Here is a 25,767-nt window from a genome sequence, read left to right on the forward strand (position 1 = left end):
GTGAAGCATGGAAACGCAAAAGGGTTCCGGATTGGCTTGCAGGTCTGGCACAGTCATCAAGCGGGCTGCGGCAATCCAGGGGGCGGTTGCTTGCGGAATCGCCCTTGCCGCAATACTCACGGGGGACGGGTCCTGGTGGGTCGCCGTTGCATGCGCGGCGTTGTTGGGGACAGCGCTTTGGACGGGCGGATATTTGGCACGCCGCGTGACACAGAATCTCGAGAGAGTGGAACAAGCGGGCCGTGAAGAAATAATCCGTTTGCTGTCCCTTTACCGGCATGATGTCATGAATCAGGTACAGCTGGTAAAAGGATACATCCAATTGCGAAAGTTCGAAAAGCTGCAGGGACCGATTGAAAAGCTGGTTGCCGATGCCCGAAGGCACAGCGTGCTGTCGAATCTGCCGGATACTCACTTCGCCTATCGCCTGCTGGCGAGGGATTTGTCGACTCCCGTGCTGTTATTCAAGGTGGAATTCGCCGATTCGGTGAGGTCCCGGAATCCCCGGTACGAGCGGGAGCTTTTGGACAGGCTGACGCAATTGGCGGACAGGGGGGAACATTTGACACGGCGGCATGGAATTCAAGCGGAGTGGAACCTGCAGATCAGCGAACGGGCGGGCACAGTCGCTATAACCCTTGAGGTTTTGGGGGATTCTGTGAATGATACATATGTTGACGAGACAATCGGACTGTTCGCGGCAAACGGTTGGACGCTGCAGGGACAAGTCCGCGACAGGCAAACCTATATTTTGTCATGTGAAGGTCAGGTGAACTGATCGTGTTTGTCGATACTGCGAAGATCTATGTGAAAGGCGGAGACGGCGGGAACGGAATCGTGTCTTTCCGGCGCGAGAAGTATGTGCCGGAGGGCGGTCCTGCCGGCGGAGACGGCGGGAAAGGCGGCGATGTCGTGCTCGTTGTCGATGCGGGACTCAGGACCTTGCTCGATTTCAAATACCAGCGGCATTTCAAAGCGCCTAGAGGCGAGTACGGCAAGCCGAAAAACCAGCACGGAGCCAATGCGGAAGACCTGTTGGTGAAAGTTCCGCCGGGTACCACCGTGACTGACGCCGAAACGGGAGAGTTTCTCGGCGATCTCATCCGGCATGGGCAGCGATTGGTCGTGGCACGCGGCGGACGGGGCGGACGCGGGAACACGCGGTTTGCCACGGCGGCCAACAAGGCGCCGGAAATTGCGGAAAAAGGCGAGCCGGGCGAAGAGCGGTGGATCCAACTGGAACTGAAAGTCATTGCCGATGTCGGGTTGGTCGGTTTTCCGAGCGTCGGCAAGTCCACCTTGTTGTCCGTGGTATCCGCCGCAAAACCGAAGGTCGGTGCCTACCATTTTACTACGCTGTCCCCCAATCTTGGAGTTGTCGACGTCGGGGACGGCCGCAGTTTCGTAATGGCCGATTTGCCGGGGTTGATCGAGGGGGCGCATACAGGCCACGGACTGGGGCACCAGTTTTTGCGCCACGTCGAGCGGACCAGGGTGATCGTGCACGTGGTCGATATCGCGGCCACCGAGGGGCGCGATCCGTGGGAAGACTTTCTGGTTATCAACGAGGAGTTGAAGCGGTATAACGAACAATTGGGCGCACGTCCGATGATCGTCGCCGCCAACAAAATCGACCTGCCGGGAGCGCGGGAGAACCTGGAGAAGTTTCGGGAAAAACTGGACCCCGCGATCCCGCTGTATCCCGTATCCGGAACCACGAAAGAGGGAGTCCGGCAGCTTCTGTACGCAATCGCCGATCTTCTGGACGAACTGCCGGTCGTGGAGGAAACAGCATTGGACGAGGTGGCGGACACCGCCGAACGGAAAGTGTACCGGCTGGAAGATGATGACGATTCGTTTACGATCACCCGGGACAATGAAGTGTTTGTCGTCCATTCCGCCAAGATCGAAAAACTCGTCAAAATGACGAATTTTAACCAATACGACGCGGTGAAGCGGTTTCAACGCATCATGAAACAAATGGGTGTCGACGATGCGCTTCGCGAGCGAGGGGCGGTTGACGGATCGGTGATCCGGATCGGGGATCTCGAATTCGACTTTGTCGAATAAGAGCGGAGGTGGTTCGATGCGAATTCCGCAACATGTTTGGGACCAAATCCTCCTGCATCTGAGGAGCGAACTCCCGCGGGAAGGATGCGGCGCGTTGATCGGATTCCCTGCCGCCATCCGTTACCGGCGGCTGCGGAATGTCGCGCAAGATGAGGCCCATTTTCATGTATTGCCGCAGGAATGGGTCTCCCTTCTGCACACCCTCGACAAGTCCGGCGAACGGATTCTGGCAATCGTTCATTCCCATCCGTCCGCTCCCCCCGTTCCTTCGCAGAAAGACTTGGACAATTTCTATTATCCGGACGTCTTTATGCTGATTGTGGCCTTGCAAAATCCCGATCAACCGGAAGCTTGCCTCTACGTAAAAAAAGGCCAGCGTTTCGAACGCTGTCCCTTCGAAATCGTACAGATTATTTAAAAATCAAACGGATCGCGACAAGAATCAATGTGCCGGCCAAGATCCGCAAAAGGGTCTTCGCGGGCAATTTGGCGGCAACTCTTGCTCCGAGTTGTCCCCCCAAAAACGCCCCGGGAGCCAAAAACAGAGCTTTCATCCACAACACGTTGCCGAGCGCCACGTGGGAAACCGTTCCCACGAGAGCGGACAGCATGATCGCAAACATCGAAGTCGCCGTTGCGATATGCGGCGGGAACGTCAGCAGCAGAACCATTGTCGGAACGAGGATCGAACCGCCGCCGATTCCCAGAAGCGAAGACACAAAGCCGGTAGCGAAACTGACTGTCATGCCAAACGCGCGGTTATAGGAGTATGTGAACTTTTCCCCTTTCGCGTCGGTAAACTCCCGGGTGACAGTGGGCGGCAGAAAGTTTTTTACGGGCCGGTTGGGTTTCACCAGCAAAAAAATCGATACGGACATCAGAAACAAACCGAACACGACATAGAAAATTTTGCTGGTGAAAGCTTCCGACAATACGGCGCCGATCACCGAACCGGGCACCATCAACAGGGCGAACCAGGCGCCGCTTTGATAATCGATTTTCTTTTGACGCGAATAGGCGATGGTGCTGGAGATGGAGTTGACAAACAGCACCGCCATGGAAGTGCCGATGATCAATTGCGGTTGAAAATCGTACAGGTAAATCAGGAACGGGATCATGATAAACCCGCCGCCAAGTCCGACGATCGATCCGGCAAAACCGGCTAACGCGCCAATCAAAAAAAGCCACAAGCTGTCCCAAAATTCCACAGAGTCATCTCTCCCGAAGGGAACTCATAAAAGTCATTTACTAACTTACCACATCCGGGCTTGTATCTGCTATATTTTTTATCGCAACCTGCCAATTTTCCGGTGTTTGTCGAAATATTTTTCAAAAAATAAGAAGGAAATATTGTTGTAACATCAAATAAGATAAGTGTGCTCGAATTTTTGGGAAAGGGGGTGCCGATTGGCCGATGGCAAGCCCGGACTGGGTGGAACGGCTGGTGGAGAGCGCCGTGCGGTTGGGAGCAAGCGACATTCATATCGAACCGTCGCCGGACGGCTATGCGGTCCGCATCCGCAAGGACGGGGATTTGCGGCAAATGCCGGATTTGCCGCCTTGTGACGCTAGCTCGGTGCAAAGGATTAAAGTGCTGGCCGAGATGGACATTGCGGAGCGCCGGTTGCCGCAAGACGGCAGTTTTCAAACGCAAACGGAGAACGGGGATCTGCTGGATATCCGGGTTGCATCCCTGCCGACGGTACAAGGAGAGAAACTGGTGATGCGCCTGCTGCGCCATACTCCTGAACTGCAAGAGCTCGAACAGTTGCAAATGGAGCGGGACATGCTGGAGCAATTCCGAACGCTGCTGAAAGGGACGCACGGCATGTTGATTGCCGCGGGGCCGACCGGGTCTGGCAAATCCACCACTTTGTTCGCCGCATTGCGTTTCTTGCACGAACGACAGCTCAACATCGTGACGTTGGAAGATCCGGTGGAAACCCGGATTGCCGGCATCAGTCAGGTTCAGATCAACGAGCGGGCGGGGCTGACGTTTGCCAAAGGACTGCGGTCGATTTTGCGGCAAGACCCGGATGTGATTCTGGTCGGTGAAATCAGGGACCGGGAAACGGCGGAAATCGCGGTTCGCGCGGCGCTAACCGGTCATCTCGTTCTGACGACGCTGCATACGGACACGGCGGAAGGAGCGTTAATCAGGCTGGTCGATATCGGAGTGGAGCCTTATCTGGTGGCGTCGGCTGTCAAAGCTGTGCTGGCCCAGCGTTTGGTAAAGCGCGTCGCAGGGGGGCGCAGGGCGATTTTCGATCTGATGGCGGTTACCGAAGAAGTGCGGAACTGGTTGCTGGCGGGTGCCCATCCGGAACAGCGTCCGTACGCCGCGCGGCGCAACCGGCTGGAAGAGTATCTAAGACATTTGATCCTGACAGGAGAGGTGACGGCAGAAGAATATGTCAGAATATGCGGAGGCGATCTGTCATGGTTGGAATCGCGGGACGTTGGCGCAACGAGCGCAAACTCGCCCGATTTTGTGCACGAATGGCCGGACTGTTACGAAGCGGGCTCACGCTCCACACGTGTTTGACGCTTTTATATGGACAGGCATCGAAGCGGGATGCTTTGACGCTCGGCAATTTACTCAAGGGAATTGAGGCGGGAGAGTCGCTTTCCAAGCTGTTTGGGCAAGAAAAATTTCATCCGCTGGTTCCGGCGATGACGCTTGTGGGCGAAGAAAGCGGCGATTTGGCCCGCACTTTCAGCCGCTTGGGCGACTATTTCCAACACCGGTTCGAATGGAAACAAAAAATGATCAGCGCACTGGTGTATCCGGCGGTGGTTGCCGTCGTCACGGCGTTTGTAACGACTTTTGTGCTGTATGGAATCCTCCCTCGTTTTGAAGTCATGTACCTCAATCTCGGTTTTTCCCTTCCCGCGCAGACGAAGAGTTTGTTTGCGGCTGCCTCTCAACTTCGTACCTTGCTCCCCTGGATCGTTTTGCAGGTAGGATTGGCGGGACTGCTGCCGCTATTGCTGAAGAGAATGACATTGTCGCGCTACCCGGGAGCAGGCGCCATGATTTTTGCCATTCCCGGGATTAAAAGGGTCTGGCGCATGTGGCTGTCCTATCGTCTGGCCGATTCGATCGCCGTATTGACGGCAAGCGGGCTTCCTTTGTTGCACGCGCTGGAAACATGCGAGCGTATAGCCCGTTTTTCATTGGAACGAAAAGTGATCGGCGAAATCAAACAACGAATTTTGCAAGGCGAGACACTGACCGAGGCGCTGCGGGCCCAACGCTGGATCGACATGATGCTGACGCATGCCGTTCACGCTGCGGAAGCGAGCGGCGATCTGGCGAACGTCTGCGGGTTTGCGGCCCGAGAGTTTGAGGCGGACCTGCAACGCTTGTTGCAGCGGATTGTGCAAGTTGCGGAACCTGCCGTCATTGTCGGGCTCGGCCTGATACTCGGTTTCATTGCACTCGCGGTCGTTCTGCCGATGATGGAAATGGTGCAGTCGATCTAGAAATCGATGCTGGTTGTGCTTTTACCGTCAACACTTTTTTGACCCCGCCTTGCCCCGTAACGTACGGAACCCCCAGGACACGTCCGAAATTCCTTTCTTCCAAACTGAATGTTTCAATTTTGAAAACGAAGGGATGAGTGGATGAAAGTGTTATCTCGCAGGCCGGATTTTGACAAACCGGGTGATGACAAAGGGTTTACTTTGGTGGAATTGGTGATCTCGCTGTTTGTGATTTCCGTCATAATGGCGATTTCGCTCCCCCATCTGAAGTCGGCGGGGGAGAAGGCTCAGGCGACCGCTTGTGAAGGAAACCGGAAGCTGATCCGTTCCCAGATGGAGAACTATTATTTGGCGGAACATGAATGGCCGAGCGGACTGGAAGTGCTGAAAAGCAAAAATTACTTGCAAACCTTGCCAGTCTGCCCGAAAGGAGGCAGTTATGCGCTTTCCGTTTCAAATGGCGAAGCGGTTGTCACTTGCTCGAAGCATCCATCGGACGCTGCAGACAAATGAATCCGGATTCAGTTTGCTTGAACTGTTGATTGTGGTGTTTTGCCTGTCGGTATTGCTGAGCGTTACGGTTCCCGGATACCGGCGAATTGCAGCCTACCAGCAACTCCGCTCGGCTGCCGACCAACTGTATGCCGATCTGAAAGAGTGCCAGTCACTGGCCGTTTTATCCCGTGAACCGGTTGCCGTCAAATTTATGGTAGACAACGGATATGAGATCTGGACGTCGGCGGGCAGACGGGAAGCGGTTGTATTTCCGAAAGGAATTCGCGTCTCCGAACGAAAATTGGCGTTTAACCGAAACGTGCTGGAGTTTGGCGAAAAAGGCCATCCATCCGGCGGAGGGACTGTTGTTTTGCGGAATGAGCAGGGGCATGAAATCAGGCTGACCGTGTATCTGCACACCGGGCAAATTCAACTCAAGGAGGGGCCCAAATGAAGGATTTGTCGAGGCCGCTGCGGTTCGAGGAGGGGTTTTCACTGTTGGAATCGGTGACTGCGCTTTTGGTTTTGTCGATTGTGTTTACCGCTGTCGTTCCCGTCTGGTCAACCGTACAAAGCGAGCATCGGCTTGCCGCCAAAACCGCCCGCGCTTCCGAGTTGGCCGTTGAGGAGTTGGAACGAGCAAACGCCGGCATTTTTCAACCGGGCAGCCGGACGGTTGAGGAGACGGGTGTGCGTTATGAGATCGAAGCGACCGGTTGTCCGGACCCGGCCGGCACTGTGATCAGGATTGCCGTGTCCTTTTGGGAAAGGGGGCAGGAGCGTGCGATATCGTACGAAGCGCTGGTCCCTTGACGCCATAACCGACGAGCGGGGAATAACTTTGCTTGAAGTGGCGGTCGGAACGTTTGTGTTGTCCCTTGTCATTCTGACGACTGTCGGTTGGATGGCGCATTGGAACCAATCCGCCCGGAGCTTGGAGAGTGGCGTTCAGTTAAATATGCAAGGAGACACGGCACTGCGCGTTCTGCGTGAAGATTTTCGGGTCGCCAATGCGATTGTGGCTGTCGGGGATCAGTTGGTGTTTCAAGACATAAATGGCAGACAAATCCGTTATTACAGATCGGGACAAGGGAATCTGATCCGTACGTTAAACAACAGCGGAGCATCCGTTGTCGCATCAGGAGTGACCAACTGGAATGCGGAACGTGTCGGGGAACGCGGCATACGGGTTTGCCTCGCGGTTGAAAAATCGGGTTCCAAATGGGAGAGAGAAACCTTTTTGGCGTTAAGAAGGTGGAAATATGAGTGAACGCGGCAGCACCCTGTTTTACACCTGTATGCTGCTGTGGATCGGCATCAGCGTTCTTGGCGGAATCTTCGCTTTGGCCGTTTCCGATTATCGCGCGGCCTTGGCCGGCGTGCAATCCACGCAGGTGCGATACATCGCGGAGGCGGGGATTTACCGGGCGATCGCCAAGTTGCACGAGAACCCGGAGTGGCGGGAAGGATTTCAGGCGGTTCCGTTTTCAGGAGGCGACTATACGGTCAAGGTTGAAACGGCGGAAATGAACAGTGCGGGCGCTTTTGTCGCTTCACAGCCTGCCAAAGGACAGTCCAAACGCGGGGGAGCCGTTCCGGAGAATAAGAGTGGGTTTGTCCTCCTGCTTTCCGAGGGCAGGATGTTGCCGCACGCAAAGAGCACGGTAAAGGCGGTCTGGGATACCAAGGAGAAGGCGATTGTAAGTTGGGAAGAACTTTGACCGTCGCCCAAAAGTCCATAGCCGATCCTTTCGTTGTATGATAGGATGTGACAAAGGGGTGTCGGCAATGAACATTTACCTGATCGGTTTTATGGGAACAGGCAAGTCTACCGTCGGTAAAGCTTTGGCGGAGCGGATCGGTTGGCCGTGGCTCGATACGGACGAGGAGATCGGGAAGCGGGAAGGACGTTCCATCCCGCAGATTTTCGCCGAGGATGGCGAATCTTATTTTCGCGAACTGGAAACGGAACTTTTGCGGGAACTTTCCCGTCAAAACCGCCTTTTGATCACGACCGGCGGCGGAATCGTACTTCGCTCGTCCAACCGGGAACTGATGAAAAAGACCGGGTATGTGATTGCGCTTTTTGCCGACAGGGACGTGATCAGGGAAAGGGTCTCCCGGCAAGCCGGGCGCCCGCTTTTGGCGGAAGGAGAATTGGACCGGCGCATTGACCGGCTTTTGGAGGAACGAACGGGTTTGTACGACGAGGCGGATATCCGGATCGACACTTCCCGCCGGGATGTGACCGCCATTGTGGACGAAATCGTCCGTTGTCCTTCTTTTCCGGCGCGTTGACGCGGTTTGACAAACCCGATACACTGAAAATAGTTTGTACGACAGAAAGAGAGGCTTTCATACATGTGCGGAATTTGTGGCATGGTGACCAAAGACGGTCGCCCTGCGGATCAAGCGGTTCTGGAACGGATGACCGATCTGATTGTGCACCGCGGACCGGACGATGCGGGGGTCCATTTTGACAGCAATGTGGGATTGGGGTTCCGGCGGTTGTCCATCATTGACCTGGAGAGAGGTCATCAACCGCTGTCGAACGAGGACGGTTCGATTTGGATCGTGTTTAATGGCGAAATTTACAATTACAAAGAGATTCGCCGCTGGCTGATCGACCGTGGCCACAAATTCGCGACGGAATCGGACACGGAAGTGATCGTCCATCTCTATGAGGAAAAAGGCCCGGATTGCGTCAAGGAGCTTCGCGGCATGTTCGGGTTTGCCATTTGGGATTCGAAGCAAAATCAGGTGATGGTTGCCCGCGACCATTTCGGTATCAAGCCGGTTTACTATACGGAGACGGCGGATACGTTCGCTTTCGGTTCCGAAATCAAGAGCCTGCTGGCGGTGCCCGGCGTGCGGCGGGAAGTGAATTTGGAATCGTTTTGGAACTACCTGACGTTCCAATACGCACCCGATCCGCTCACCATGTTTGAGGGAATTTACAAACTGCCGGCCGCCCACTATATGATCATCAAGGACGGAAAAGCGTCTTTGCACCGGTACTGGGAGGTGCGGTTTGCGGAGGGGGACCAGCCTCTTTCCTATTACGTGGAAGGAACGCGCGAAATCCTCCGCAATTCGGTGAAGGCGCACATGAATTCGGACGTGCCGCGGGGCGCGTTTTTGTCAAGCGGTGTCGATTCCAGCACCATTGTGGCGCTTCTAAAGGAACTTGAACAAGTCAAGACGTTTACGGTCGGCTTTGCAGGCGCGGGCGGCCAGAGCGAGATTGCGTATGCGCGGGAGACGGCGAGAATCCTGGGAACCGAGCATCGGGACACGATCATCAGCGCCAAAGAGTATCTGGACGTCCTGCCCAAACTGATGCATTACCAGGACGAACCGGTGGCGGATCCGGCCGCCATCGCGCTGTACTTCGTCGCCGAGCTCGCTTCCCGTTACATTACGGTGGTTCTCTCCGGAGAAGGAGCCGATGAAGTGTTCGGCGGATATACGATTTACCGGGAACCGTTGTCGCTTCGCCTGTTTGAATACCTTCCGCCTTCCATGCGCCGCTCGCTGGGGGATATGGCGAAGAATTTGCCGGAGGGAATAAAAGGGCGGTCTTTCCTGCTGCGCGGTTCCAAGACCGTACAGGAGCGTTTTGTCGGGAACGCGTTCATTTTTGACGAGGAAATGAAGGCGCAATTTGTCAAATTCAATCCGGACGAACTGGGACTGCGGCGGCCGCAGGACATTACCGGCATCTACTATGACCGCGCGAAAGATTACGATGATGTAACCAAAATGCAGTTTGTCGATTTCCATACCTGGCTGACGGGCGACATTCTGATGAAAGCCGACAAGATGACGATGGCCAACTCGCTGGAATTGCGCGTTCCGTTTTTGGACAAGGAAGTGTTCGAGTTTGCGTCCAAGATTCCAATGCGGTACCGGATGATGAACGGCACCACCAAGTATGTCCTGCGGGAAGCGGTGAAGGACATCCTGCCGCGGGAAGTGGCGGAGCGCCCGAAACTCGGGTTCCCGGTTCCTACGCGGAAATGGCTGAAAGACGAATTCTACGGCTGGGCCCGTGAACTGATCGACGCAAGTTCCGTCGGACATTTGATCGACAAGCGGTTTGTCGCGCAGTTGCTCGACGACCATAAAAACAATATCCGGGACAACTCCCGCAAGGTATGGACCGTTCTGATTTTCATGCTGTGGCATCAGGTGTATGTCGAACAATCGGTCCGGATTGCAAGCGAAGTGAGCCCCAATGTGCGGTTGAGAAGAACGCGGAACGGGCGGTTTGTCGGTGCAACCGAATAAAGTGTCTGCCGTCAGCAGACCTGTTTCCATCCTATGGCCCGGTTTTTCTGCATGAACCGGATGAAAATTGATTCACCCGATACAAAAGAGAGGCGCAACGCGATGGGATGTGGGGCGACCTCTTTTTTCGCGTCAAACGCCTTAGAATGTCTTCCGCGCCGACAAAACCAAAACCGATAAATGCTAAAATGCCGAAAAAATGATTGAGACGGCCAGGGACAGAGTGTTATACTGTCTACTATATAAAGACTTCATTCCTCCCGCAGTGAACAAACGGATGCTGTCCAAACGCAGCCGCTTGCCGGGAGAGAGCCTGCAGGCGAGTTTGGCGTTTGCTGTCGCAGCCTTGCATGGGAGGAAGTATGAGCCGAAGCATAAGCTGCCAAATGACATTCGACAACAAATACAATACGCCCTGTAAGGTACAGATCCCAGCTATGTGAACGCATGAGAGGGAGAGTCCATTGAAATCGCGGAGAAGATTTTATTTGGTTGCCGAAGAGATCATGCCGGAAGCGATGGTCAAGACGGTTGAGGTCAAGGGCATGCTGGCGCGGGGGGAATTTGACACCGTAAACGATGCGGTCAGCGTTGTGGGGTTGTCCCGTTCCGCTTTTTACAAATATAGAGACCTGGTTTTTTTGTTTGATGACGAAAAACGGGAGCGTTTGATCACGTTGTCCTTGATTCTGGAGCATCGTTCGGGAATTTTGTCGACGGTTCTCAACACGATAGCGCAAACCGGCGGCAACATTATCACGATTACGCAGGGCATTCCGCTCAGCCAGGCGGCGCATGTGACCGCCACTGTCGATATTCGGCTGTTGAACGTGTCAGTCGATGAATTGACAGGGAGTTTACAAAGTCTGCAGGGCGTGCGAAAAGTGGAAATTGTGGGCTACAGCTAGTGCCAGATCAAAAGGAGAGACACCAGATGTGGAGAGGGATCGTTGAAGAGTACAGGGAATTTCTGCCGGTGACGGAGAATACCCCGATCGTCACGCTGTACGAAGGAGATACCCCGTTGTACAAAGCTCCCAAGATTTCGGACGCGGCGGGGGTTGAAGTCTGGCTGAAATATGAAGGGTTGAATCCGACCGGTTCTTTCAAAGACCGCGGGATGACAATGGCGGTAACGAAAGCGAAAGAGGAAGGCGCGGAAGTCTTGATCTGCGCTTCGACGGGGAACACTTCCGCAGCCGCCGCGGCATATGCCGCCCGGGCCGGCATGAAAGCGGTCGTTGTGATCCCTCACGGCAAAGTGGCCTTGGGAAAACTCGCCCAGACGATTATGTACGGGGCGGAGATCATCGAGATCGAGGGCAATTTTGACAAAGCGTTGGCCATTGTGCGCCGGATTGCCGAAACGCATCCGGTGAAACTGGTCAATTCCGTGAACCCGTACCGGATAGAAGGACAGAAAACGGGAGCGTTCGAAGTTTGCGACGCATTGGGAGAAGCCCCGACCCATTTGGCGATTCCCGTCGGAAACGCGGGGAACATCACGGCTTATTGGAAGGGATTTTACGAGTACCGCCAGCGCCGGCGTTCCGGGAAGCTTCCGAAGATGCTCGGATTTGAAGCCGCGGGTGCCGCCGCGATTGTAAAAGGGGAACCGATTGCGAATCCGGAGACGATCGCCACCGCGATCCGGATCGGCAATCCGGCGAGCTGGCAGCAGGCGGTGGAAGCCGCAAACGCTTCAAAAGGGAAAATTGACTTTGTCGAAGACGAGGAAATTTTACATGCGTATCGGCTTGTCGCCTCGGAAGGAGTATTTTGCGAGCCGGCGTCGGCGGCGTCCGTCGCAGGTGTATTAAAGCTTGCCAAGAACGGATATTTTGCCGGCAACGACCGCGTGGTTTGCGTGCTGACCGGCAACGGCTTGAAAGATCCGGATACGGCCATGAAACACGGCATCACTATGGAATCGAAGGTCGTTCCCGCAACGGAAGAAGCGGTTGCAAAAGCGATCTTCAAGTAGGAGGGAAGCGAGATGGGAATATGCGTACGAGTCCCGGCGACAACCGCCAATTTGGGGCCCGGATTCGACACGTTTGGAATGGCATTGTCACTGTACAACACGATCGAAGCGGAATGGTCGGCAGGCAATTTGCAAATTGAAGTGACAGGTGACGGTGCGCATCTTGTCCCTCTGAATGAAACCAATACGGTTTACCGGGCGATGGAACGAGTGTTTGAAAGAGCGGGCCAAACGCCCCTCCTGCAAAAGAAAGGGGTCCGCATCCGCATTCACAATGAGGTCCCAGTCACGCGCGGAATGGGCAGTTCCGCGACCGCCATCGTAGGCGGGCTGTGGGCGGCGAACGAAATGTTGGGCCACCCCCTTTGCGAACAAGAACTGATTGAGATGGCCGTTGAGCTGGAAGGGCATCCCGACAATGTGACACCGGCGATTTTCGGTGGCATCGTCGTCTCCGGCATGTTGAACAACAAAGTCTATGCCAAGCGGTTTTCGCCTCCGGCTGGCATGCAATGCGTCGTTGCGGTGCCGGATTTCCAACTGGCGACCCGCACAAGCCGCAAAGCGCTGCCGCCCGCCGTTCCCTATGCGGATGCCGTCAACAACGTGAACCGGGCAAGCCTGATGGTGGCGGCGTTGGTGGAAGGAAACCTGCAGATGTTTTGCGAACTGATGGAGGACCGGTTGCATGAACCCTACCGCATGCCGTTGGTTCCCGGCATGAAAGAAGCGATCGCACGCGCCAAGCAAGCGGGGGCGTTGGGAGCGGTTCTTTCCGGTTCCGGTCCAGCGTTGATCGCGTTTTGCAACCAGGGAGCGGAAGAGATCGGCGCTGCTCTGCGAGCGGGGTTCCAGTCGGAAGGAATCGCTTCCGGCATCATGCTGCTGTCTCCCGCCGAGCAGGGGGTTGCGGTTTTAACCTCCATTTCCTAAATAATTTTTCCTCTTTTGTGCATCCTAAAAAAGGTTTTGTAAGGGTGCGGCAAAGAGGTGAACCGTATGAAAGGCAAGCAAAAAGCGATTTTATGTCTGGCAGCGGCGGTTGCGGCACTGTCGATTCCCGCGCTATGCTTGGCGGAACAGTTCGAATCCGCGCCCTTCCAGCGGCAAGAGATGCCGAAAGAACCACGGGAACTGCAAGAACTGAAACGGGAACTGGAGCACGCCGAGGAAACGCTCAAGCAAAAGCAGGAAGAATTGCGTTCCCTTATCGAGCAGAAACACGTGAAACTCGATCTTGCCAAATACCATGAACTGCGGAAAAAAGAACGGGAATTGAAGGAGGCCAACAAAAAGTTGGCCGATCAGTTAAAAGTGGCCGGACAAGCGCAAGACGAAGCGAAAGAGAGGAAAATCACGGCGGCGTTAATCGCGCACATGCAGCATAAGCTGGCGATCATGAAGGAAGCGGATGCGCTTTTGACCGCCGAAATTCAAAAACTGAAAAATCTTCCGTAATCTTTAAAAATCTTCAAAGCTTTGCCGGTCTTCAACGTTTTTTCCCTGCGCCGAAACCAGGCACAGGGGATTTGTTTTGCCGCCGAACGCGGCCGATTTGCGAAACGAGTCGATTTTGGTAGGAAAATTCTGGCGAACGGGCGACAGGTTCCGCCAACAATTGCATTCCCGCGTCTGTAAAATGAATTCCGGGGGGATGCACATTGAAGCGGAAGTGGCTGTTGGCTTTTGTTGTTTTGGCGCTTTTCCCGATGCGATTCGCCACGGCGGCGGACGGCGGACAAGCCTTGAAAATCGAGGATTGGAAACATTCCATAGCGGATTCGGATCCGCTGTTTCGGGACTGGAAAGAATCGACGGTGTCGCAGGTGTTGGCGGAACCTGCGGCGAACGGCCGCGAAGCGGTCTTGTGGCATGTCGAAAAGGACAACCGGAGCCTCGGATATCTCGTGACCACCGGAGACGGACAAACCCTGCTCGAATTCGGCCCTGTCGCTCCAACGGGGATATTTGCCGGCAAAAGAACCGGCATCTATATGTACGCGGGACCCGGCATGCACCTTTTCCGCCTGGAGGAAGCGAAGCCGGATTACTGGATCAATCTCGGCAACGGGGAAACCCTTCCACCCGGTCAACCGGTCCGGCGCGGAACGGTCGCTTCCGCCAGCGGCACGGGCGATCCATCTGTGGCGAACAGCGAGACGGACACTCCCCGAACCCAAACGTTTGCCACCGACACGAGCGCCGACTGCGGCGTGGATGTCATGATCCTGCACGGCCTCGGCAAATCGGTGCCGTACGATAAAAAACTGCTGCCCCAAAATGGGGGATCTGCCGGCTACCTCGTGTTCACAGCCCTTGACAAGGATTATTACTCCGTATTGGCGATCACCGGAGAACAAACGGTGAAAGACGGCCTCACCTTCTTGCGGGTACAGGACGTTTTTGCAAGAACCGGCAATCCGATCTACATCCGGGATGATCTGCAGGTCAATTGGGTCGGATCCAGATAAAGCAGCGCAAAATGCAGCGGCTGCACCTGCACGCGGGGCTGGCAACGCCACTTCAATTCCGCTACGCGCAGCTCTTTTTCCGCTGCATACATCGCCGCCTGTTCCGGGTTTTCAAGCATCAGCGACTGGTAGTAGGTTTCCAACTGCTCAATTTCCAGGTTCAACTGTTCGCTTGCGGACACTGCCCAGGAGTGATCGCCTGCGCGGATCTCTTCCAAAACGGTGTCTTTTATCTTCTGCCAACCGGTTGCAAGCGATGCGGCAAGGAATTGCGGCTGTGCAAAATGATCTTTGTAATGATCGGGGAACTCCGACGACATGGGCAGATGGCGAATGTGCTCATAAAGCTCGGGAACCACCTGGTTGCTTTTCAAATTGACTCCGTAAGAACGCAGTTCGTCCCTCCGCCTATCCGCGATATACGAGATTTTCAGGCTGGTTGTCAAAAAAGGGACTCTTGCCGTCGGCGGGCCGTCCTGGTATTGGCAGACGAATTGACCGCGGCGTGCGGCGGATTGAAAAATTTTTTCCAGGCGAAAACTGCCCAGCGCCACCAGTTCGGTTCTTTCTACACCGTCCACCTCGGCCGCCGCATCGAATGTCAGATTGAGAACGGTAGGCTCCACTTCTTGTCCGGTCGCTTCCACCCACATCCAGTAGTAAGGGCGTTCCGTCAGTTCTTTATCGATTTCGACCGGCAATTCCACTTGCAAAAAATCCGGTTCATCCCGCAAGATCCGGCTTCCGGTCGCTTGGAAGTACCGCCTGCAATAGTCTTGAATCAGCGCTTTGTCCATATTTGCTTTTCTTTTGCACCTCCCTTCGCATCACTTCGTCGGGGACAAGTCTTGGAACGTGTCTTTCAACATTTCCCGTTTGGCTTTTTCAATCTTTTGTCCCAGTTGGTCAAAACGGGAACTGAGTTCTTCCGCCGATGCGGATTCGACCAGCAGGTCCATAATGTCGTTTTCGATGTTTTTGTTCATCTTTCCGATGATGATGTCCAGTTCCCCGATCACCATTTCAAACATTCGAATCTTTTCCTGCAGCAAATTGACGATGTGTTCCTCAATCGTGCCGCGGGTTGCCATGTTGTAGATAAATACGTCCCGTTCCTGGCCGAGACGGTGCACCCGGCCGATGCGCTGCTCGATGCGCATCGGATTCCACGGCAGATCGAAATTGATCACTTGATTGCAAAACTGCAGATTGATCCCTTCGCCGCCGGCTTCCGTCGCAACCATCACCTGCGTGCGTTTCTGAAACAGCTCCGTCATCCAGTCCTTTTTTCCCCGTTTGAAGCCGCCGCGGAACGGGATGTTGCGGATCCCGGATTGCTCGAGCATATACATCAAATATTCCTGGCTCGAACGGTATTCCGTAAAGACAATGAATTTTTCGCCGCTGGATCGTATCAGATCGATCACGGTTTTGCCTTTTGTGTACTCGTGCAGGGGAATCGCCTGGCACATTTGGTACAGTTGCTCGATCCGCGTTTTTTGCGAAGCGGGCGTTTTCGGATCTTTGTACATTTTTTCCAGCGTCGGCAGCGCAGCGTAAGGACAGGAACAAATCTCCCGCTGGAGGGTGATGAGGGGCAGCACGTTGGCTTTTGCCGCCCGACGTTTCAAGTACTCTTCTTTTACGAAAGACGACACCGCCTCGTACAGTTCCCGCTCCTGCGGGGAAAGTTCAAGCGGAATGGAAGTCACGTGGCGTTTTGTAAAAAACACGGCACCTTCGCTTCGTTTGTTGCGAATCATCACTTGCGACAGTGCGTCTTTCAGTTCCGCCGGATTTTTCGGTTTGCGTTTTTCTTCAACGAAGGCGGTGCTGAACTGTTGGGCACTTCCGAGTTGCCCCGGTTTCAGGAGCGTGATCAGGTTGTACAATTCTTTCAGGTCGTTTTGAATCGGGGTCGCGGTGAGCAACAGCAAATATTTTTTCCGGAGACGGTTGATCAGTTCCCAGTTTTTCGTTTTGCGGTTTTTCAATTTGTGCGCTTCGTCCACAATCACTAGATCCCAGTCCTGTTCCAGTACGATGGTGCGGTGCGGCTCCCGTTTTGTCGTGTCGATCGACGACACCACAATGTCATAGGCCGTCCACGACCAAGCGTTGCGCTGTGCAAACGCCTTGATGTTGAATTTTTCGTTGAGTTCCCGCGTCCACTGCAAAACCAGAGAAGCCGGAACCAGCACCAGAGCTTTTTTGACCAGTCCCCGCATGACATATTCTTTCATGATGATGCCGGCCTCGATGGTTTTTCCGAGCCCCACCTCGTCGGCGAGAATCGCCCGGCCCTGCAGTTCGTTCAATACTCTTTTCGCGGCGGCCACTTGATGCGGATAAGGGATCACCGCGGGGATATGCTGCAAACAGAGCAACTGGTCAAACGTGGGGGCGACTTTTGTCTCTTCCGCTTCTCTGATTAATTGGAACAAGGTCCAGTTGTCCCAGACCCCCGTTTCCACCCGCTCCAAAAACTGTTTGAACAGCGTGTCGTCAAAGGTGCACTCCGGTGTCCCATGCAAGGAAAGGTTCTCCAGAGAATCCGGTTTCATGGGTTCACCCCTTATGGTATAATCGGAATCAGGATGTTAGAATAGATTGTGTGAAAAATGGGATTTTATACTTGCGGATGACTGGTACGGGAGAGAACGCTGCGGCGTCGCCGAAGGAGCAAGTGGAGATTGCCCGAATGTCCATGAATCTCTCAGGCAGAAGTACCGTAAACAGGACGCGACTCTGGAGAGAGCCAAACGGCCACCCAAGGGGCAACTTCCCGCGCGATGCGCCGGGGAAGGGGACTCTCAGGTAGCGAGGACAGAGACACAGGGATAGTATTCCTCTTGTGTCTCTTTTTTATTTCTTTGTTTCCCGCAGCTTTTTTCCGATTACTTTTGGGGGACCCCGAAAACATTATTGTTATAAGTGCGAAGAGTGACTAAAGGGAGGTCTGTAAATGGCGGAATTGAAACGGACGCCGCTGTTTCCCGTTTATGCGGAATATGGCGGGAAAACGATCGATTTCGGAGGGTGGGAACTCCCCGTCCAATTTTCGAGCATTCTGGAAGAACACGAAGCGGTTCGCACCCGGGCGGGGCTGTTTGACGTTTCCCACATGGGGGAGCTCGAAGTCGAGGGGCCGGACGCGCTTTCCAACATCCAGCGCTGGATTACCAACGACGCTTCCAATATCGAGATCGGGCAAGCGCTTTATTCTCCGATGTGTTACCCGGACGGAGGGTGTGTCGACGACCTGTTGGTGTACCGGCTCGACACAGACCGGTATCTGCTGGTCGTCAACGCGGCAAATACCGAGAAAGACTATGATTGGGTAAAGCAAAACGCGGCGGGAAGTGTCGAGATCGCGAATGTGTCGCAGCGAATTGCACAGTTGGCCCTGCAGGGTCCGCTTGCGGAGAAAACCCTGCAAAAGCTGACCGGTTATAACCTTTCCACGATTAAGTACTACCGGTTTGCGCAAAACGTCGAAGTTGCAGGCGTCAAAACCCTTGTCTCCCGCACCGGGTATACGGGGGAAGACGGATTTGAGATCTATGTCGACGCGGAACATGCAATCCGCCTCTGGCGCGAGATTCTCAACGCCGGAAAAGAGGACGGGGTCGTGCCGGCGGGGCTTGGAGCACGCGACACGCTACGGTTTGAAGCGAGACTGCCCCTGTACGGGCAGGAAATCGGTCCGTCGATCTCCCCGATCGAAGCGGGACTGGGCATGTTTGTCAAATTCGACAAGGGAGATTTTATCGGGCGAGACGCATTGGCCAAGCAGAAAGCGGAAGGACCCAAGCGCAAACTGGTTGGCTTTGAGATGATGGAACGCGGCATTCCCAGATCCCGCTATGAGGTGCAGGTGGCGGGCCGCAAAATCGGCGAAGTCACAACGGGAACCATGGGACCGACGGTCAAGAAAAACATCGGACTGGCTTTGATCGAATCCGAATACGCCAAAATCGGCCAGGAGCTTGACGTGATCATCCGGAACAAACCGGTCAAAGGCGTGATCGTCAAAACCCCGTTTTACAAAAGACAGAAGTGAAAGACAGGGAGGCGGGAATTTGAAAAAGCACAGCTATCTTCCCAACACCGAAGCGGACCGCAAAGCGATGCTGGATTCGCTGGGGATTCGCGATGTGGAAGAGTTGTTTTCCGACATCCCCGAACCGGTCAGGTTAAAGCGCGATCTAAACCTGCCGTCGGCTTGGTCGGAGCTGGAGTTAAACCGCAATTTCGCGGCAATGGCCGGTAAAAACGCAAATTTGGAAGAGTATGTTTCCTTCCTGGGCGCCGGCGCGTACCAGCATTTCATTCCGTCCGTCGTAGACGCCATCGTCAGCCGGTCCGAATTTTACACCGCCTATACTCCGTATCAACCGGAAATCTCGCAAGGTGTGCTGCAGGCGATTTTTGAATACCAAACGATGGTCTGCGAGCTGACCGGGATGGATGTGGCGAACGCTTCGATGTACGATGGCCCGAGCGCCATGGCGGAAGCGGGCATCATGGCTTGCGCCGCCACCCGCCGTTCCAAGCTGCTGGTCTCCCGTGCGGTACATCCGGAATACCGGCAAGTGCTGCAAACCTACGCGTACGGGCAAAACATCGAAGTGGAAGAAGCGGCTGTCGACAACGGACTCACCAGCCTTGCCGATCTGGAAGCGAAACTCGGCGCTGACATTGCGGGTGTGCTTGTGCAGTACCCGAACTTTTTCGGTTCGATCGAGGACATCAAACCGATTTCCGAGCTTGTGCACAAGCACAAGGCGCTTTTTGTGGTGGCGGTGAATCCGATTGCGCTGGGGATTCTCGAAGCTCCCGGCACATTCGGTGCGGATATCGTCGTGGCGGAAGGGCAGTCGCTCGGCAACCCGGTGGCTTTTGGCGGGCCGTATCTGGGAATGCTGGCGACGACCAAGGATTTGATTCGCCGCGTACCGGGCCGTGTAGTCGGCCAGACGAAAGATCTTGACGGCCGCCGGGCGTACGTGCTGACTCTGCAAGCCCGCGAACAGCACATTCGCCGCGAAAAAGCGAGTTCCAACATTTGCTCGAACCAGGCGCTGAACGCTCTGGCGGCCACTGTCTACCTGACGTGCATGGGGAAACAGGGTCTGCGGGAGGTAGCGAAATTGAATTTGCAAAAAGCACACTATGCCCATCGGAAGCTGACCGCCATCAAGGGAGTGGAGCCGCTTTTCCAAGCGCCGTTCTTCAACGAATTCGCCGTAAAACTGAGTGGCAATCCGGCAGAGATCAATCGGAAGCTGCTGGATTCCAAGATTATCGGCGGTTACGATCTGGGGCGCGCGTATCCGGAATATCGGGACGGCATGTTGCTGGCGGTTACGGAATTGCGCACAAGAGAAGAGATTGATTTGCTGGCTGAGCGATTGGAGGCGATTGTATGAGACAAGCGAAAGATCAGCCGCTGATTTTTGAGCTGTCGCGTCCCGGGCGGGTCGCATACAGCCTCCCGGCCTGCGACGTACCGGAGCAGGCGGTCGAGGAACTGATTCCGGCCGGGTATGTCCGAAAAGCGCCTGCCGAATTGCCGGAAGTCAGCGAAGTCGATCTGATCCGCCATTTTACGGCGCTTTCCCGCCGGAATTACGGCGTGGACAACGGATTTTACCCGCTTGGCTCCTGCACGATGAAATATAACCCGAAACGAAACGAGCATATGGCTCGCTTGACCGGATTTGCGTCGATTCACCCGTACCAGGCGGAAGAAACGGTGCAAGGTGCGCTGGAATTGATGTACAAACTGCAAACGGAACTGGAAGAGATTACGGGTATGGACAAGGTCTCCCTCCAACCTGCGGCCGGAGCGCAGGGGGAATGGACCGGATTGATGTTGATCCGCGCCTATCACGAATCGCGCGGCGAAAAGCGGACGAAAGTGATCGTGCCGGATACGGCGCACGGAACGAACCCCGCGTCGGCTACTGTAGCCGGTTATCAGACGATCACCATCAAGTCGGATGAACGGGGAAATGTCGACCTGGAGTCGCTGCGGCAGGCGGTAGGTCCCGATACAGCCGCACTGATGCTGACCAATCCTTCAACTTTGGGCTTGTTTGAAGAGCAGATCGTCGAAATCGCCAAGATCGTTCACGGAGCCGGCGGTTTGCTTTATTACGACGGCGCCAACGCCAACGCGATTCTCGGCTATGCTCGCCCGGGAGATATGGGATTTGACGTGGTGCATCTGAACCTGCACAAGACGTTTTCGACCCCGCACGGCGGAGGCGGTCCGGGAGCCGGCCCCGTCGGCGTCAAGAAAGATTTGATTCCTTTCCTGCCGGTGCCGGTCGTCGACTGTAAGGACGGGAAGTATGTACTGGATTACGATCGTCCGCAATCGATCGGAAAGGTAAAAGGGTTTTACGGAAACTTCGGTGTCTTGGTTCGCGCTTACGCTTATATCCGGACGATGGGACCGGACGGATTGAAGCGGGTGACGGAGGATGCCGTTTTGAACGCCAACTACATGATGCGCAAACTGCAGCTGTATTACGATTTGCCGTACGACCGGGTCTGCAAGCATGAGTTCGTGCTGTCGGGCAAGCGGCAAAAAGCGAAAGGAGTCAAAACCCTCGACATCGCAAAGCGGATTCTCGATTTCGGCTTCCATCCGCCGACGATTTATTTCCCGTTGAATGTGGAAGAAGCGATTATGATCGAGCCGACAGAGACGGAAAATATCGATACGCTTAACAGATTTGTCGATACGATGATCCAAATCGCGAAAGAAGCGGATGAGAATCCGGAAGCGGTTAGGAGCGCGCCGCACACCACGGTGGTCAACCGGTTGGATGAAACCACTGCCGCCCGGAATCCGGTTCTGCGTTACCAAAAATAGGTTCCGACCCAAACCGGTCTCGTTCAACAGGTTCGCCAGTTCGTTCGGGTTTGACAAATATCCGTATTCCACTGGAAAATCATTTCAACATTTTTCCCTTATAAGATGGCCCGATTCGGACCATAGTAAGCGGGGGTGCAAACTCACATTACACATAAGGGGGAGATCGCATGACAGTCGGATCGAAAATCCACCAAACGCTGGCATCCTGTGAATCCGCGCTTGCCAATTTCAAGACGTTTGCCCTGGACACGGAAAACCAGCAGGCGAAGCAAATGTATCAACAGCTTGCCAATACCATGGAACAGCAAATTCTCGCCCCGCTTCGCACGCGGGTGAACCAGATGGAGCAGCAGGAACCGCAGTACAAGGTGAATCAGCAGGCCGGCCAGCAGGCTATGCAGCAAGGCGGTCAGCAAATGAACCAACCAAAACGTTCCTAAAGAACAAAAACGAACAAAAGCGAAGAGGTTCCTTATCGGGACCTCTTCGCTTTTTCAAACAAGTTGTGAGTGTTGCATCAGCGCTGTTGGGGGAACACGCGTTGAACCATTTCGGAGAATCTTTCGTAAATCCCCTGAATCGGACGCCCGGCCTGGATGTCGTTGCTAAACCCCTGAAAACGGTCGAGAACGTCGGGGTCGGCCGACACATACACCCGTTCGATGCTTGGATCCAGGCGGCGCACTTCATTTGCCACTTCGGTTTTGATCTGCTCCGTCAGCCCGCTTTGCGCGACGTTCGGAATGTTAACGGCCACATAAGCGGTACGGTCTGTCACAAACACGTTGGCGCGGCTGATGTTTTGTTTTCCGACCAGCGCGTTGGCGATATTTTGCGCTTCCCGCATCGGAGTGGCTGCGTTCGGCGCTTGCACACGGCCGTCTGGAGCAGGCTGCGGGATGGCGGAGTCGCGGGCTCCCATCCGGTTGTCAGGGATCGGTTGCGTCGGCGCTGCCGGAGCGGGCGCTTGGCGCGTCCGGGGCTGGGCGGCGTTCGGCATGCAGCCGGCCGCCATGACCGTTGCCAGCAGAGCCGCCGTCAAAACGCATAATTTGTGTTGAATTCTCACGAGAATCCCTCCCTAATTTTGAAAATGGATCGCCGTATTTACTATCACCAAAATAAAAAACGGCATACCCGCCAAAGGGATGCCTTCATCAGTCAATGGTTCGCATGGGTCAAGTGTGAGCAGTTATTAATACAGTCTACGTACCAGTCTGGGCGTTTGTAACGGACGCGCGTAATCGCCGTATTTTCAATCTTCTCCGCACGTTGCCCGGTGATGGAATGCAAAAAGGCGTTGATCGTGCCTCCATGCGTAACGATCAAAATCCGCTTTCCCGGATGCCGCAGGGCGATCGATTCGATGGTCTCTTTCACGCGCTGCCGCAACGCTTCGTACGTTTCGAGCCCGGGGATATTATGTTCGTGCGGGCGTGAGAGGACTCCCGGGTACCGGGCTTCAATTTCGGCTCGGGTCATTCCTTCCAACAGTCCGTAGTTGCGTTCTCTCAGGCCGGGTTCCAGATGGTGCGGCACCTTGATCCGCTCGTTCAGATATTCAGCCGTTCGTTTCGCCCGCGACAGGTCGCTGGAATAAAGGAGATCCCAGGGTTCTTTTGACAGGTGTTCAGCGGCGATCCGGGCCTGCACGATTCCCAAATCCGACAAGGGGATGTCCTGCGAACCCTGCAACCTCGCTTCCCGGTTCCAGAGTGTTTCTCCATGCCGTACCAGGCAGATCTCGGTCATTATCATCGGGTCACCTCTCACGATAAGTACCTTACCATTATAACAAACAGCCGCACGACATGTGCCTATTCCCTTACTACTCATTCAATAAAAATTGTGCTACAATGACAAAGTAATTCTGGGAGGGATTGCCGTGGCACAAATTCTTGTGATTCATGGTCCGAACCTGAATCTGCTGGGTCGACGGGAACCGGAGGTTTACGGTACCACCACCCTGGCGGACATCAATCGCCAACTGACGGAGCTTGGCAAACAGCATTCCGTTGAATTGGACTTTTTCCAATCCAACCACGAAGGGGAAATCATCGACCGCATCCACGCCGCCTTTGGGTCGGTGCAGGGGATCCTGATCAATCCCGGAGCTTTTACCCATTACAGTCTTGCGATCCGGGATGCGTTGAGCGCCGTCAGGATTCCGGCCGTCGAAGTTCATCTGTCAAACATTCACGCCCGCGAAGAATTTCGCAAACATTCGGTGGTGGCACCTGTCGCCATAGGCCAGATCAGCGGTTTTGGGACGCACAGCTACATACTGGGATTGCTGGCGCTCGTTGAGTATTTGAAGCGGCAGGAACGTGACTCTTAAGCAAGAACTTGACTCTTGGAAAAGAGGGTTTGCAATGCGCGATCGTTTGCAAAAGCTTAGGGAAAAATTGGCGGAGCAGCCGTTTGACGGGATGTTGGTGCTGAAGCCGGAAAACCGCCGGTATCTGAGCGGGTTTACGGGATCGGCCGGTTATTTGCTCGTAACGGAAAAAGACGCGGTGCTGATCACCGATTTTCGTTACACGGAACAAGCCAGGGAGCAAGCCCCCTGGTTCCGGATCGTGAAACACGGTTCGTCCGCGGCGGATGCCATCCGTTCCGAGTTGCACACTCTCGGCATCAAACGATTGGGGTTTGAAGAAGATTACGTTACATACGGACAGTATGCGGCTTTCAGCGAAACGTTCGCACCGGTGGAACTGGCGCCGGCTGAAGGAATTGTCGAAAAGCTCCGGGCTGTCAAGGATCAACAGGAAATCGAGACGATCCGCCAGGCCGCCAAGATTGCGGATGACGCTTTTTCCCATATCCTCGGCTTTATCAGGCCAGGGATCAGCGAGCGGGACGTCGCGATCGAGCTGGAGTTTTTCATGCGCCGCCAAGGAGCCGAACGTTCGTCGTTCGACATTATCGTGGCGTCCGGAGTCCGATCCAGTTTGCCGCATGGCGTCGCTTCCGACAAGGTGTTGGAAAAAGGGGATTTCGTGAAACTGGATTTTGGCGCTTTCTACAAAGGGTACTGCTCGGATATCACCCGCACCGTGGTGCTCGGGGAGCCCGGTGAAAAGCAGCGGGAAATCTACGGGATCGTCCTGGAAGCCCAACTTTTTGCGCTGGACAATATCAAACCCGGGATGACCGGAAAAGAAGCCGATGCGTTAGCCAGGGACATTATCAAAGCGAAGGGCTACGGCGACAACTTCGGACACGGTTTGGGCCACGGGCTGGGACTTTACATTCACGAGGAGCCCCGGTTGTCCCCGCTTTCCAACACTGTGCTGCAGCCCGGAATGGTGGTCACCGTCGAACCGGGGATTTACCTTCCGGGTTTCGGCGGGGTGCGGATTGAGGACGATGTGGTGATCAACGAATCCGGCGTTGAGGTTTTAACCCGTTCTCCCAAGGATTTGTTGGTCCTTGCATAGCATTTCTGCAATTTTTAGGAGGGAACAATCGAAATGATCTCAAGCAACGATTTTCGTCCTGGCGTTACCATCGAGTATGACGGTGAGATTTGGCGCGTGCTCGAATTTCTCCATGTAAAGCCGGGAAAAGGTGCGGCATTTGTGCGCACGAAGTTAAAAAACGTAAAGACCGGTGCCGTAAAAGAGATGACTTTTAACGCCGGTGAAAAAGTGCCGCGGGCCCGCATCGAGAACCGCGAGATGCAATATCTCTATAACGACGGGGAAACCTATACGTTCATGGACACCGAAACCTTTGAACAGATTCAGATTCCGGCCAGCCAGTTGGAATATGAAATTCAGTTCCTGAAAGAGAACATGAATTGTTATGTCGTCATGCACGAAGGGGCTGCAATCGGCGTGGAACTTCCGAATACCGTCGAGCTCGAGGTCGTGGAAACCGAACCGGGAATCCGGGGGAACACCGCTACCGGCGGTTCCAAACCGGCCAAACTGGAAACCGGGTATGTCGTACAAGTTCCGTTTTTCGTCAATGTCGGAGACAAGCTGATCATTGACACCCGTTCCGGCGAATACGTTTCCCGTGCTTAAAATCGGATAACTGCCAAACGCGCCCGGCATACGCTACATTTGATCCGC

Annotated in this window: 29 protein-coding genes and 1 riboswitch; of the genes, 24 read left to right on the forward strand and 5 right to left on the reverse strand. The window is 54.7% G+C overall.

Features of this window, described 5'->3' with window-relative positions; genetic code table 11:
- Positions 1 to 7: 7 nt before the first annotated feature.
- From AC4ED1_RS08375 to AC4ED1_RS08385, 3 genes are read left to right on the forward strand one after another with little or no spacing between them, the layout of a single operon-like run.
- Positions 8 to 778 (forward strand): Spo0B domain-containing protein, encoded by a 771-nt coding sequence (locus tag AC4ED1_RS08375; protein ID WP_490937544.1) that lies wholly within the window; start codon positions 8 to 10, stop codon positions 776 to 778.
- A gap of 2 nt (positions 779 to 780) precedes the next feature.
- Complete coding sequence (obgE, locus tag AC4ED1_RS08380) at positions 781 to 2,070, forward strand: GTPase ObgE (RefSeq protein WP_490937546.1); 1,290 nt, start codon at positions 781 to 783, stop codon at positions 2,068 to 2,070.
- 16 nt (positions 2,071 to 2,086) lie between these two features.
- Positions 2,087 to 2,488: a M67 family metallopeptidase gene (locus AC4ED1_RS08385; protein ID WP_490937548.1), complete on the forward strand. Its 402-nt coding sequence runs from the start codon at positions 2,087 to 2,089 to the stop codon at positions 2,486 to 2,488.
- Here AC4ED1_RS08385 and AC4ED1_RS08390 read toward each other — a convergent pair.
- Positions 2,481 to 3,278 carry a sulfite exporter TauE/SafE family protein gene (locus AC4ED1_RS08390; protein WP_490937550.1) on the reverse strand — a complete coding sequence of 266 codons (798 nt, stop codon included), beginning with the start codon at positions 3,276 to 3,278 and terminating at the stop codon, positions 2,481 to 2,483. The genes AC4ED1_RS08385 and AC4ED1_RS08390 overlap by 8 nt on opposite strands.
- Positions 3,279 to 3,484: 206 nt before the next feature.
- Here AC4ED1_RS08390 and AC4ED1_RS08395 point away from each other — a divergent pair, with 206 nt between their 5' ends.
- The 14 genes from AC4ED1_RS08395 to AC4ED1_RS08460 all read left to right on the forward strand — a co-directional run bounded on the left by AC4ED1_RS08395 (position 3,485) and on the right by AC4ED1_RS08460 (position 14,796).
- Positions 3,485 to 4,615, forward strand: a complete 1,131-nt coding sequence (locus tag AC4ED1_RS08395) for a GspE/PulE family protein (protein WP_490937552.1) — start codon at positions 3,485 to 3,487, stop codon at positions 4,613 to 4,615.
- Positions 4,570 to 5,556: a type II secretion system F family protein gene (locus tag AC4ED1_RS08400; protein ID WP_490937708.1), complete on the forward strand. Its 987-nt coding sequence runs from the start codon at positions 4,570 to 4,572 to the stop codon at positions 5,554 to 5,556. Before AC4ED1_RS08395 ends, AC4ED1_RS08400 begins: the two co-directional genes overlap by 46 nt.
- Positions 5,557 to 5,697: 141 nt before the next feature.
- A complete protein-coding gene (locus AC4ED1_RS08405; protein WP_490937554.1) occupies positions 5,698 to 6,069 on the forward strand; it encodes a competence type IV pilus major pilin ComGC in 372 nt (123 codons plus the stop codon).
- Positions 5,996 to 6,505, forward strand: coding sequence for a prepilin-type N-terminal cleavage/methylation domain-containing protein (locus AC4ED1_RS08410; protein ID WP_490937556.1), 510 nt, complete (start codon positions 5,996 to 5,998; stop codon positions 6,503 to 6,505). Before AC4ED1_RS08405 ends, AC4ED1_RS08410 begins: the two co-directional genes overlap by 74 nt.
- Entirely contained in the window at positions 6,502 to 6,864 is a 363-nt protein-coding gene (locus AC4ED1_RS08415) for a type IV pilus modification PilV family protein (protein WP_490937558.1), read from the forward strand. The genes AC4ED1_RS08410 and AC4ED1_RS08415 overlap by 4 nt, the downstream gene beginning before the upstream one ends.
- Positions 6,833 to 7,321 carry a hypothetical protein gene (locus AC4ED1_RS08420; protein WP_490937560.1) on the forward strand — a complete coding sequence of 163 codons (489 nt, stop codon included), beginning with the start codon at positions 6,833 to 6,835 and terminating at the stop codon, positions 7,319 to 7,321. The genes AC4ED1_RS08415 and AC4ED1_RS08420 overlap by 32 nt, the downstream gene beginning before the upstream one ends.
- A complete protein-coding gene (locus tag AC4ED1_RS08425; protein ID WP_490937562.1) occupies positions 7,314 to 7,772 on the forward strand; it encodes a hypothetical protein in 459 nt (152 codons plus the stop codon). Before AC4ED1_RS08420 ends, AC4ED1_RS08425 begins: the two co-directional genes overlap by 8 nt.
- A 67-nt stretch (positions 7,773 to 7,839) precedes the next feature.
- The gene (locus AC4ED1_RS08430; RefSeq protein ID WP_490937564.1) at positions 7,840 to 8,349 is read left to right on the forward strand and encodes a shikimate kinase; all 510 of its coding nucleotides are present in this window, start codon (positions 7,840 to 7,842) and stop codon (positions 8,347 to 8,349) included.
- A 63-nt stretch (positions 8,350 to 8,412) separates the two neighbouring features.
- Entirely contained in the window at positions 8,413 to 10,341 is a 1,929-nt protein-coding gene (asnB, locus tag AC4ED1_RS08435) for an asparagine synthase (glutamine-hydrolyzing) (protein ID WP_490937566.1), read from the forward strand.
- A gap of 464 nt (positions 10,342 to 10,805) precedes the next feature.
- Complete coding sequence (locus AC4ED1_RS08440; RefSeq protein WP_490937568.1) at positions 10,806 to 11,249, forward strand: ACT domain-containing protein; 444 nt, start codon at positions 10,806 to 10,808, stop codon at positions 11,247 to 11,249.
- Positions 11,250 to 11,275: 26 nt separating this feature from the next.
- Positions 11,276 to 12,325 carry a threonine synthase gene (gene thrC / locus AC4ED1_RS08445; protein ID WP_490937570.1) on the forward strand — a complete coding sequence of 350 codons (1,050 nt, stop codon included), beginning with the start codon at positions 11,276 to 11,278 and terminating at the stop codon, positions 12,323 to 12,325.
- A gap of 12 nt (positions 12,326 to 12,337) precedes the next feature.
- Complete coding sequence (gene thrB / locus AC4ED1_RS08450) at positions 12,338 to 13,258, forward strand: homoserine kinase (protein ID WP_490937572.1); 921 nt, start codon at positions 12,338 to 12,340, stop codon at positions 13,256 to 13,258.
- A 66-nt stretch (positions 13,259 to 13,324) separates the two neighbouring features.
- The gene (locus tag AC4ED1_RS08455) at positions 13,325 to 13,783 is read left to right on the forward strand and encodes a hypothetical protein (RefSeq protein WP_490937574.1); all 459 of its coding nucleotides are present in this window, start codon (positions 13,325 to 13,327) and stop codon (positions 13,781 to 13,783) included.
- Between the two features lie 203 nt (positions 13,784 to 13,986).
- Positions 13,987 to 14,796 (forward strand): hypothetical protein, encoded by an 810-nt coding sequence (locus AC4ED1_RS08460; RefSeq protein WP_490937576.1) that lies wholly within the window; start codon positions 13,987 to 13,989, stop codon positions 14,794 to 14,796.
- On the opposite strand, the gene AC4ED1_RS08465 is transcribed toward AC4ED1_RS08460, so the two are convergent.
- Together AC4ED1_RS08465 and AC4ED1_RS08470 are read right to left on the reverse strand one after the other, a co-directional pair.
- Positions 14,751 to 15,593 carry a YqhG family protein gene (locus AC4ED1_RS08465; RefSeq protein WP_490937578.1) on the reverse strand — a complete coding sequence of 281 codons (843 nt, stop codon included), beginning with the start codon at positions 15,591 to 15,593 and terminating at the stop codon, positions 14,751 to 14,753. The genes AC4ED1_RS08460 and AC4ED1_RS08465 overlap by 46 nt on opposite strands.
- 30 nt (positions 15,594 to 15,623) lie before the next feature.
- Positions 15,624 to 17,360: a DEAD/DEAH box helicase gene (locus tag AC4ED1_RS08470; RefSeq protein ID WP_490937580.1), complete on the reverse strand. Its 1,737-nt coding sequence runs from the start codon at positions 17,358 to 17,360 to the stop codon at positions 15,624 to 15,626.
- 77 nt (positions 17,361 to 17,437) lie between these two features.
- Positions 17,438 to 17,539: riboswitch (glycine riboswitch) on the forward strand.
- Positions 17,540 to 17,761: 222 nt separating this feature from the next.
- On the opposite strand from AC4ED1_RS08470, the gene gcvT reads away from it, so the two are divergent.
- From gcvT to AC4ED1_RS08490, 4 genes are all read left to right on the forward strand, one after another.
- Positions 17,762 to 18,859 carry a glycine cleavage system aminomethyltransferase GcvT gene (gene gcvT / locus AC4ED1_RS08475; protein WP_490937582.1) on the forward strand — a complete coding sequence of 366 codons (1,098 nt, stop codon included), beginning with the start codon at positions 17,762 to 17,764 and terminating at the stop codon, positions 18,857 to 18,859.
- Positions 18,860 to 18,926: 67 nt separating this feature from the next.
- Complete coding sequence (gcvPA, locus tag AC4ED1_RS08480; RefSeq protein ID WP_490937709.1) at positions 18,927 to 20,228, forward strand: aminomethyl-transferring glycine dehydrogenase subunit GcvPA; 1,302 nt, start codon at positions 18,927 to 18,929, stop codon at positions 20,226 to 20,228.
- Complete coding sequence (gcvPB, locus tag AC4ED1_RS08485) at positions 20,225 to 21,682, forward strand: aminomethyl-transferring glycine dehydrogenase subunit GcvPB (protein ID WP_490937584.1); 1,458 nt, start codon at positions 20,225 to 20,227, stop codon at positions 21,680 to 21,682. Before gcvPA ends, gcvPB begins: the two co-directional genes overlap by 4 nt.
- Positions 21,683 to 21,852: 170 nt before the next feature.
- Positions 21,853 to 22,125: a DUF1657 domain-containing protein gene (locus tag AC4ED1_RS08490; protein ID WP_490937586.1), complete on the forward strand. Its 273-nt coding sequence runs from the start codon at positions 21,853 to 21,855 to the stop codon at positions 22,123 to 22,125.
- 77 nt (positions 22,126 to 22,202) lie between these two features.
- Here AC4ED1_RS08490 and AC4ED1_RS08495 read toward each other — a convergent pair whose 3' ends face one another.
- Together AC4ED1_RS08495 and AC4ED1_RS08500 are read right to left on the reverse strand one after the other, a co-directional pair.
- Positions 22,203 to 22,754, reverse strand: coding sequence for a YhcN/YlaJ family sporulation lipoprotein (locus AC4ED1_RS08495; protein WP_490937588.1), 552 nt, complete (start codon positions 22,752 to 22,754; stop codon positions 22,203 to 22,205).
- 92 nt (positions 22,755 to 22,846) lie between these two features.
- Positions 22,847 to 23,443, reverse strand: coding sequence for a histidine phosphatase family protein (locus AC4ED1_RS08500; RefSeq protein ID WP_490937590.1), 597 nt, complete (start codon positions 23,441 to 23,443; stop codon positions 22,847 to 22,849).
- 127 nt (positions 23,444 to 23,570) lie between these two features.
- Between AC4ED1_RS08500 and aroQ the strand changes: the two genes are divergently transcribed.
- Genes aroQ through efp form a run of 3 tightly spaced genes read left to right on the forward strand, consistent with a single transcriptional unit; the run spans position 23,571 to position 25,719 of the window.
- Complete coding sequence (gene aroQ / locus AC4ED1_RS08505) at positions 23,571 to 24,023, forward strand: type II 3-dehydroquinate dehydratase (RefSeq protein ID WP_490937592.1); 453 nt, start codon at positions 23,571 to 23,573, stop codon at positions 24,021 to 24,023.
- A gap of 34 nt (positions 24,024 to 24,057) precedes the next feature.
- Positions 24,058 to 25,128: a M24 family metallopeptidase gene (locus AC4ED1_RS08510; RefSeq protein WP_490937594.1), complete on the forward strand. Its 1,071-nt coding sequence runs from the start codon at positions 24,058 to 24,060 to the stop codon at positions 25,126 to 25,128.
- Positions 25,129 to 25,161: 33 nt separating this feature from the next.
- Positions 25,162 to 25,719 carry an elongation factor P gene (gene efp, locus AC4ED1_RS08515; protein WP_490937596.1) on the forward strand — a complete coding sequence of 186 codons (558 nt, stop codon included), beginning with the start codon at positions 25,162 to 25,164 and terminating at the stop codon, positions 25,717 to 25,719.
- Positions 25,720 to 25,767 lie beyond the last annotated feature (48 nt).

It is taken from the genome of Effusibacillus sp. SKA8 (assembly GCF_058273125.1).

Excerpts from the sequence above, each read along its gene's own strand:
- AC4ED1_RS08375 (WP_490937544.1), top strand. The coding sequence starts at position 8 with ATGGAAACGCAAAAGGGTTCCGGATTGGCTTGCAGGTCTGGCACAGTC.
- AC4ED1_RS08385 (WP_490937548.1), top strand. The coding sequence starts at position 2,087 with ATGCGAATTCCGCAACATGTTTGGGACCAAATCCTCCTGCATCTGAGG.
- AC4ED1_RS08395 (WP_490937552.1), top strand. The coding sequence starts at position 3,485 with ATGGCAAGCCCGGACTGGGTGGAACGGCTGGTGGAGAGCGCCGTGCGG.
- AC4ED1_RS08400 (WP_490937708.1), top strand. The coding sequence starts at position 4,570 with ATGGCCGGACTGTTACGAAGCGGGCTCACGCTCCACACGTGTTTGACG.
- AC4ED1_RS08405 (WP_490937554.1), top strand. The coding sequence starts at position 5,698 with ATGAAAGTGTTATCTCGCAGGCCGGATTTTGACAAACCGGGTGATGAC.
- AC4ED1_RS08410 (WP_490937556.1), top strand. The coding sequence starts at position 5,996 with ATGCGCTTTCCGTTTCAAATGGCGAAGCGGTTGTCACTTGCTCGAAGC.
- AC4ED1_RS08415 (WP_490937558.1), top strand. The coding sequence starts at position 6,502 with ATGAAGGATTTGTCGAGGCCGCTGCGGTTCGAGGAGGGGTTTTCACTG.
- AC4ED1_RS08425 (WP_490937562.1), top strand. The coding sequence starts at position 7,314 with ATGAGTGAACGCGGCAGCACCCTGTTTTACACCTGTATGCTGCTGTGG.
- AC4ED1_RS08430 (WP_490937564.1), top strand. The coding sequence starts at position 7,840 with ATGAACATTTACCTGATCGGTTTTATGGGAACAGGCAAGTCTACCGTC.
- asnB (WP_490937566.1), top strand. The coding sequence starts at position 8,413 with ATGTGCGGAATTTGTGGCATGGTGACCAAAGACGGTCGCCCTGCGGAT.
- thrC (WP_490937570.1), top strand. The coding sequence starts at position 11,276 with ATGTGGAGAGGGATCGTTGAAGAGTACAGGGAATTTCTGCCGGTGACG.
- thrB (WP_490937572.1), top strand. The coding sequence starts at position 12,338 with ATGGGAATATGCGTACGAGTCCCGGCGACAACCGCCAATTTGGGGCCC.
- AC4ED1_RS08455 (WP_490937574.1), top strand. The coding sequence starts at position 13,325 with ATGAAAGGCAAGCAAAAAGCGATTTTATGTCTGGCAGCGGCGGTTGCG.
- AC4ED1_RS08465 (WP_490937578.1), bottom strand. The coding sequence starts at position 15,593 with ATGGACAAAGCGCTGATTCAAGACTATTGCAGGCGGTACTTCCAAGCG.
- AC4ED1_RS08470 (WP_490937580.1), bottom strand. The coding sequence starts at position 17,360 with ATGAAACCGGATTCTCTGGAGAACCTTTCCTTGCATGGGACACCGGAG.
- gcvT (WP_490937582.1), top strand. The coding sequence starts at position 17,762 with ATGGCGGAATTGAAACGGACGCCGCTGTTTCCCGTTTATGCGGAATAT.
- gcvPA (WP_490937709.1), top strand. The coding sequence starts at position 18,927 with ATGCTGGATTCGCTGGGGATTCGCGATGTGGAAGAGTTGTTTTCCGAC.
- gcvPB (WP_490937584.1), top strand. The coding sequence starts at position 20,225 with ATGAGACAAGCGAAAGATCAGCCGCTGATTTTTGAGCTGTCGCGTCCC.
- AC4ED1_RS08490 (WP_490937586.1), top strand. The coding sequence starts at position 21,853 with ATGACAGTCGGATCGAAAATCCACCAAACGCTGGCATCCTGTGAATCC.
- AC4ED1_RS08500 (WP_490937590.1), bottom strand. The coding sequence starts at position 23,443 with ATGATAATGACCGAGATCTGCCTGGTACGGCATGGAGAAACACTCTGG.
- AC4ED1_RS08510 (WP_490937594.1), top strand. The coding sequence starts at position 24,058 with ATGCGCGATCGTTTGCAAAAGCTTAGGGAAAAATTGGCGGAGCAGCCG.
- efp (WP_490937596.1), top strand. The coding sequence starts at position 25,162 with ATGATCTCAAGCAACGATTTTCGTCCTGGCGTTACCATCGAGTATGAC.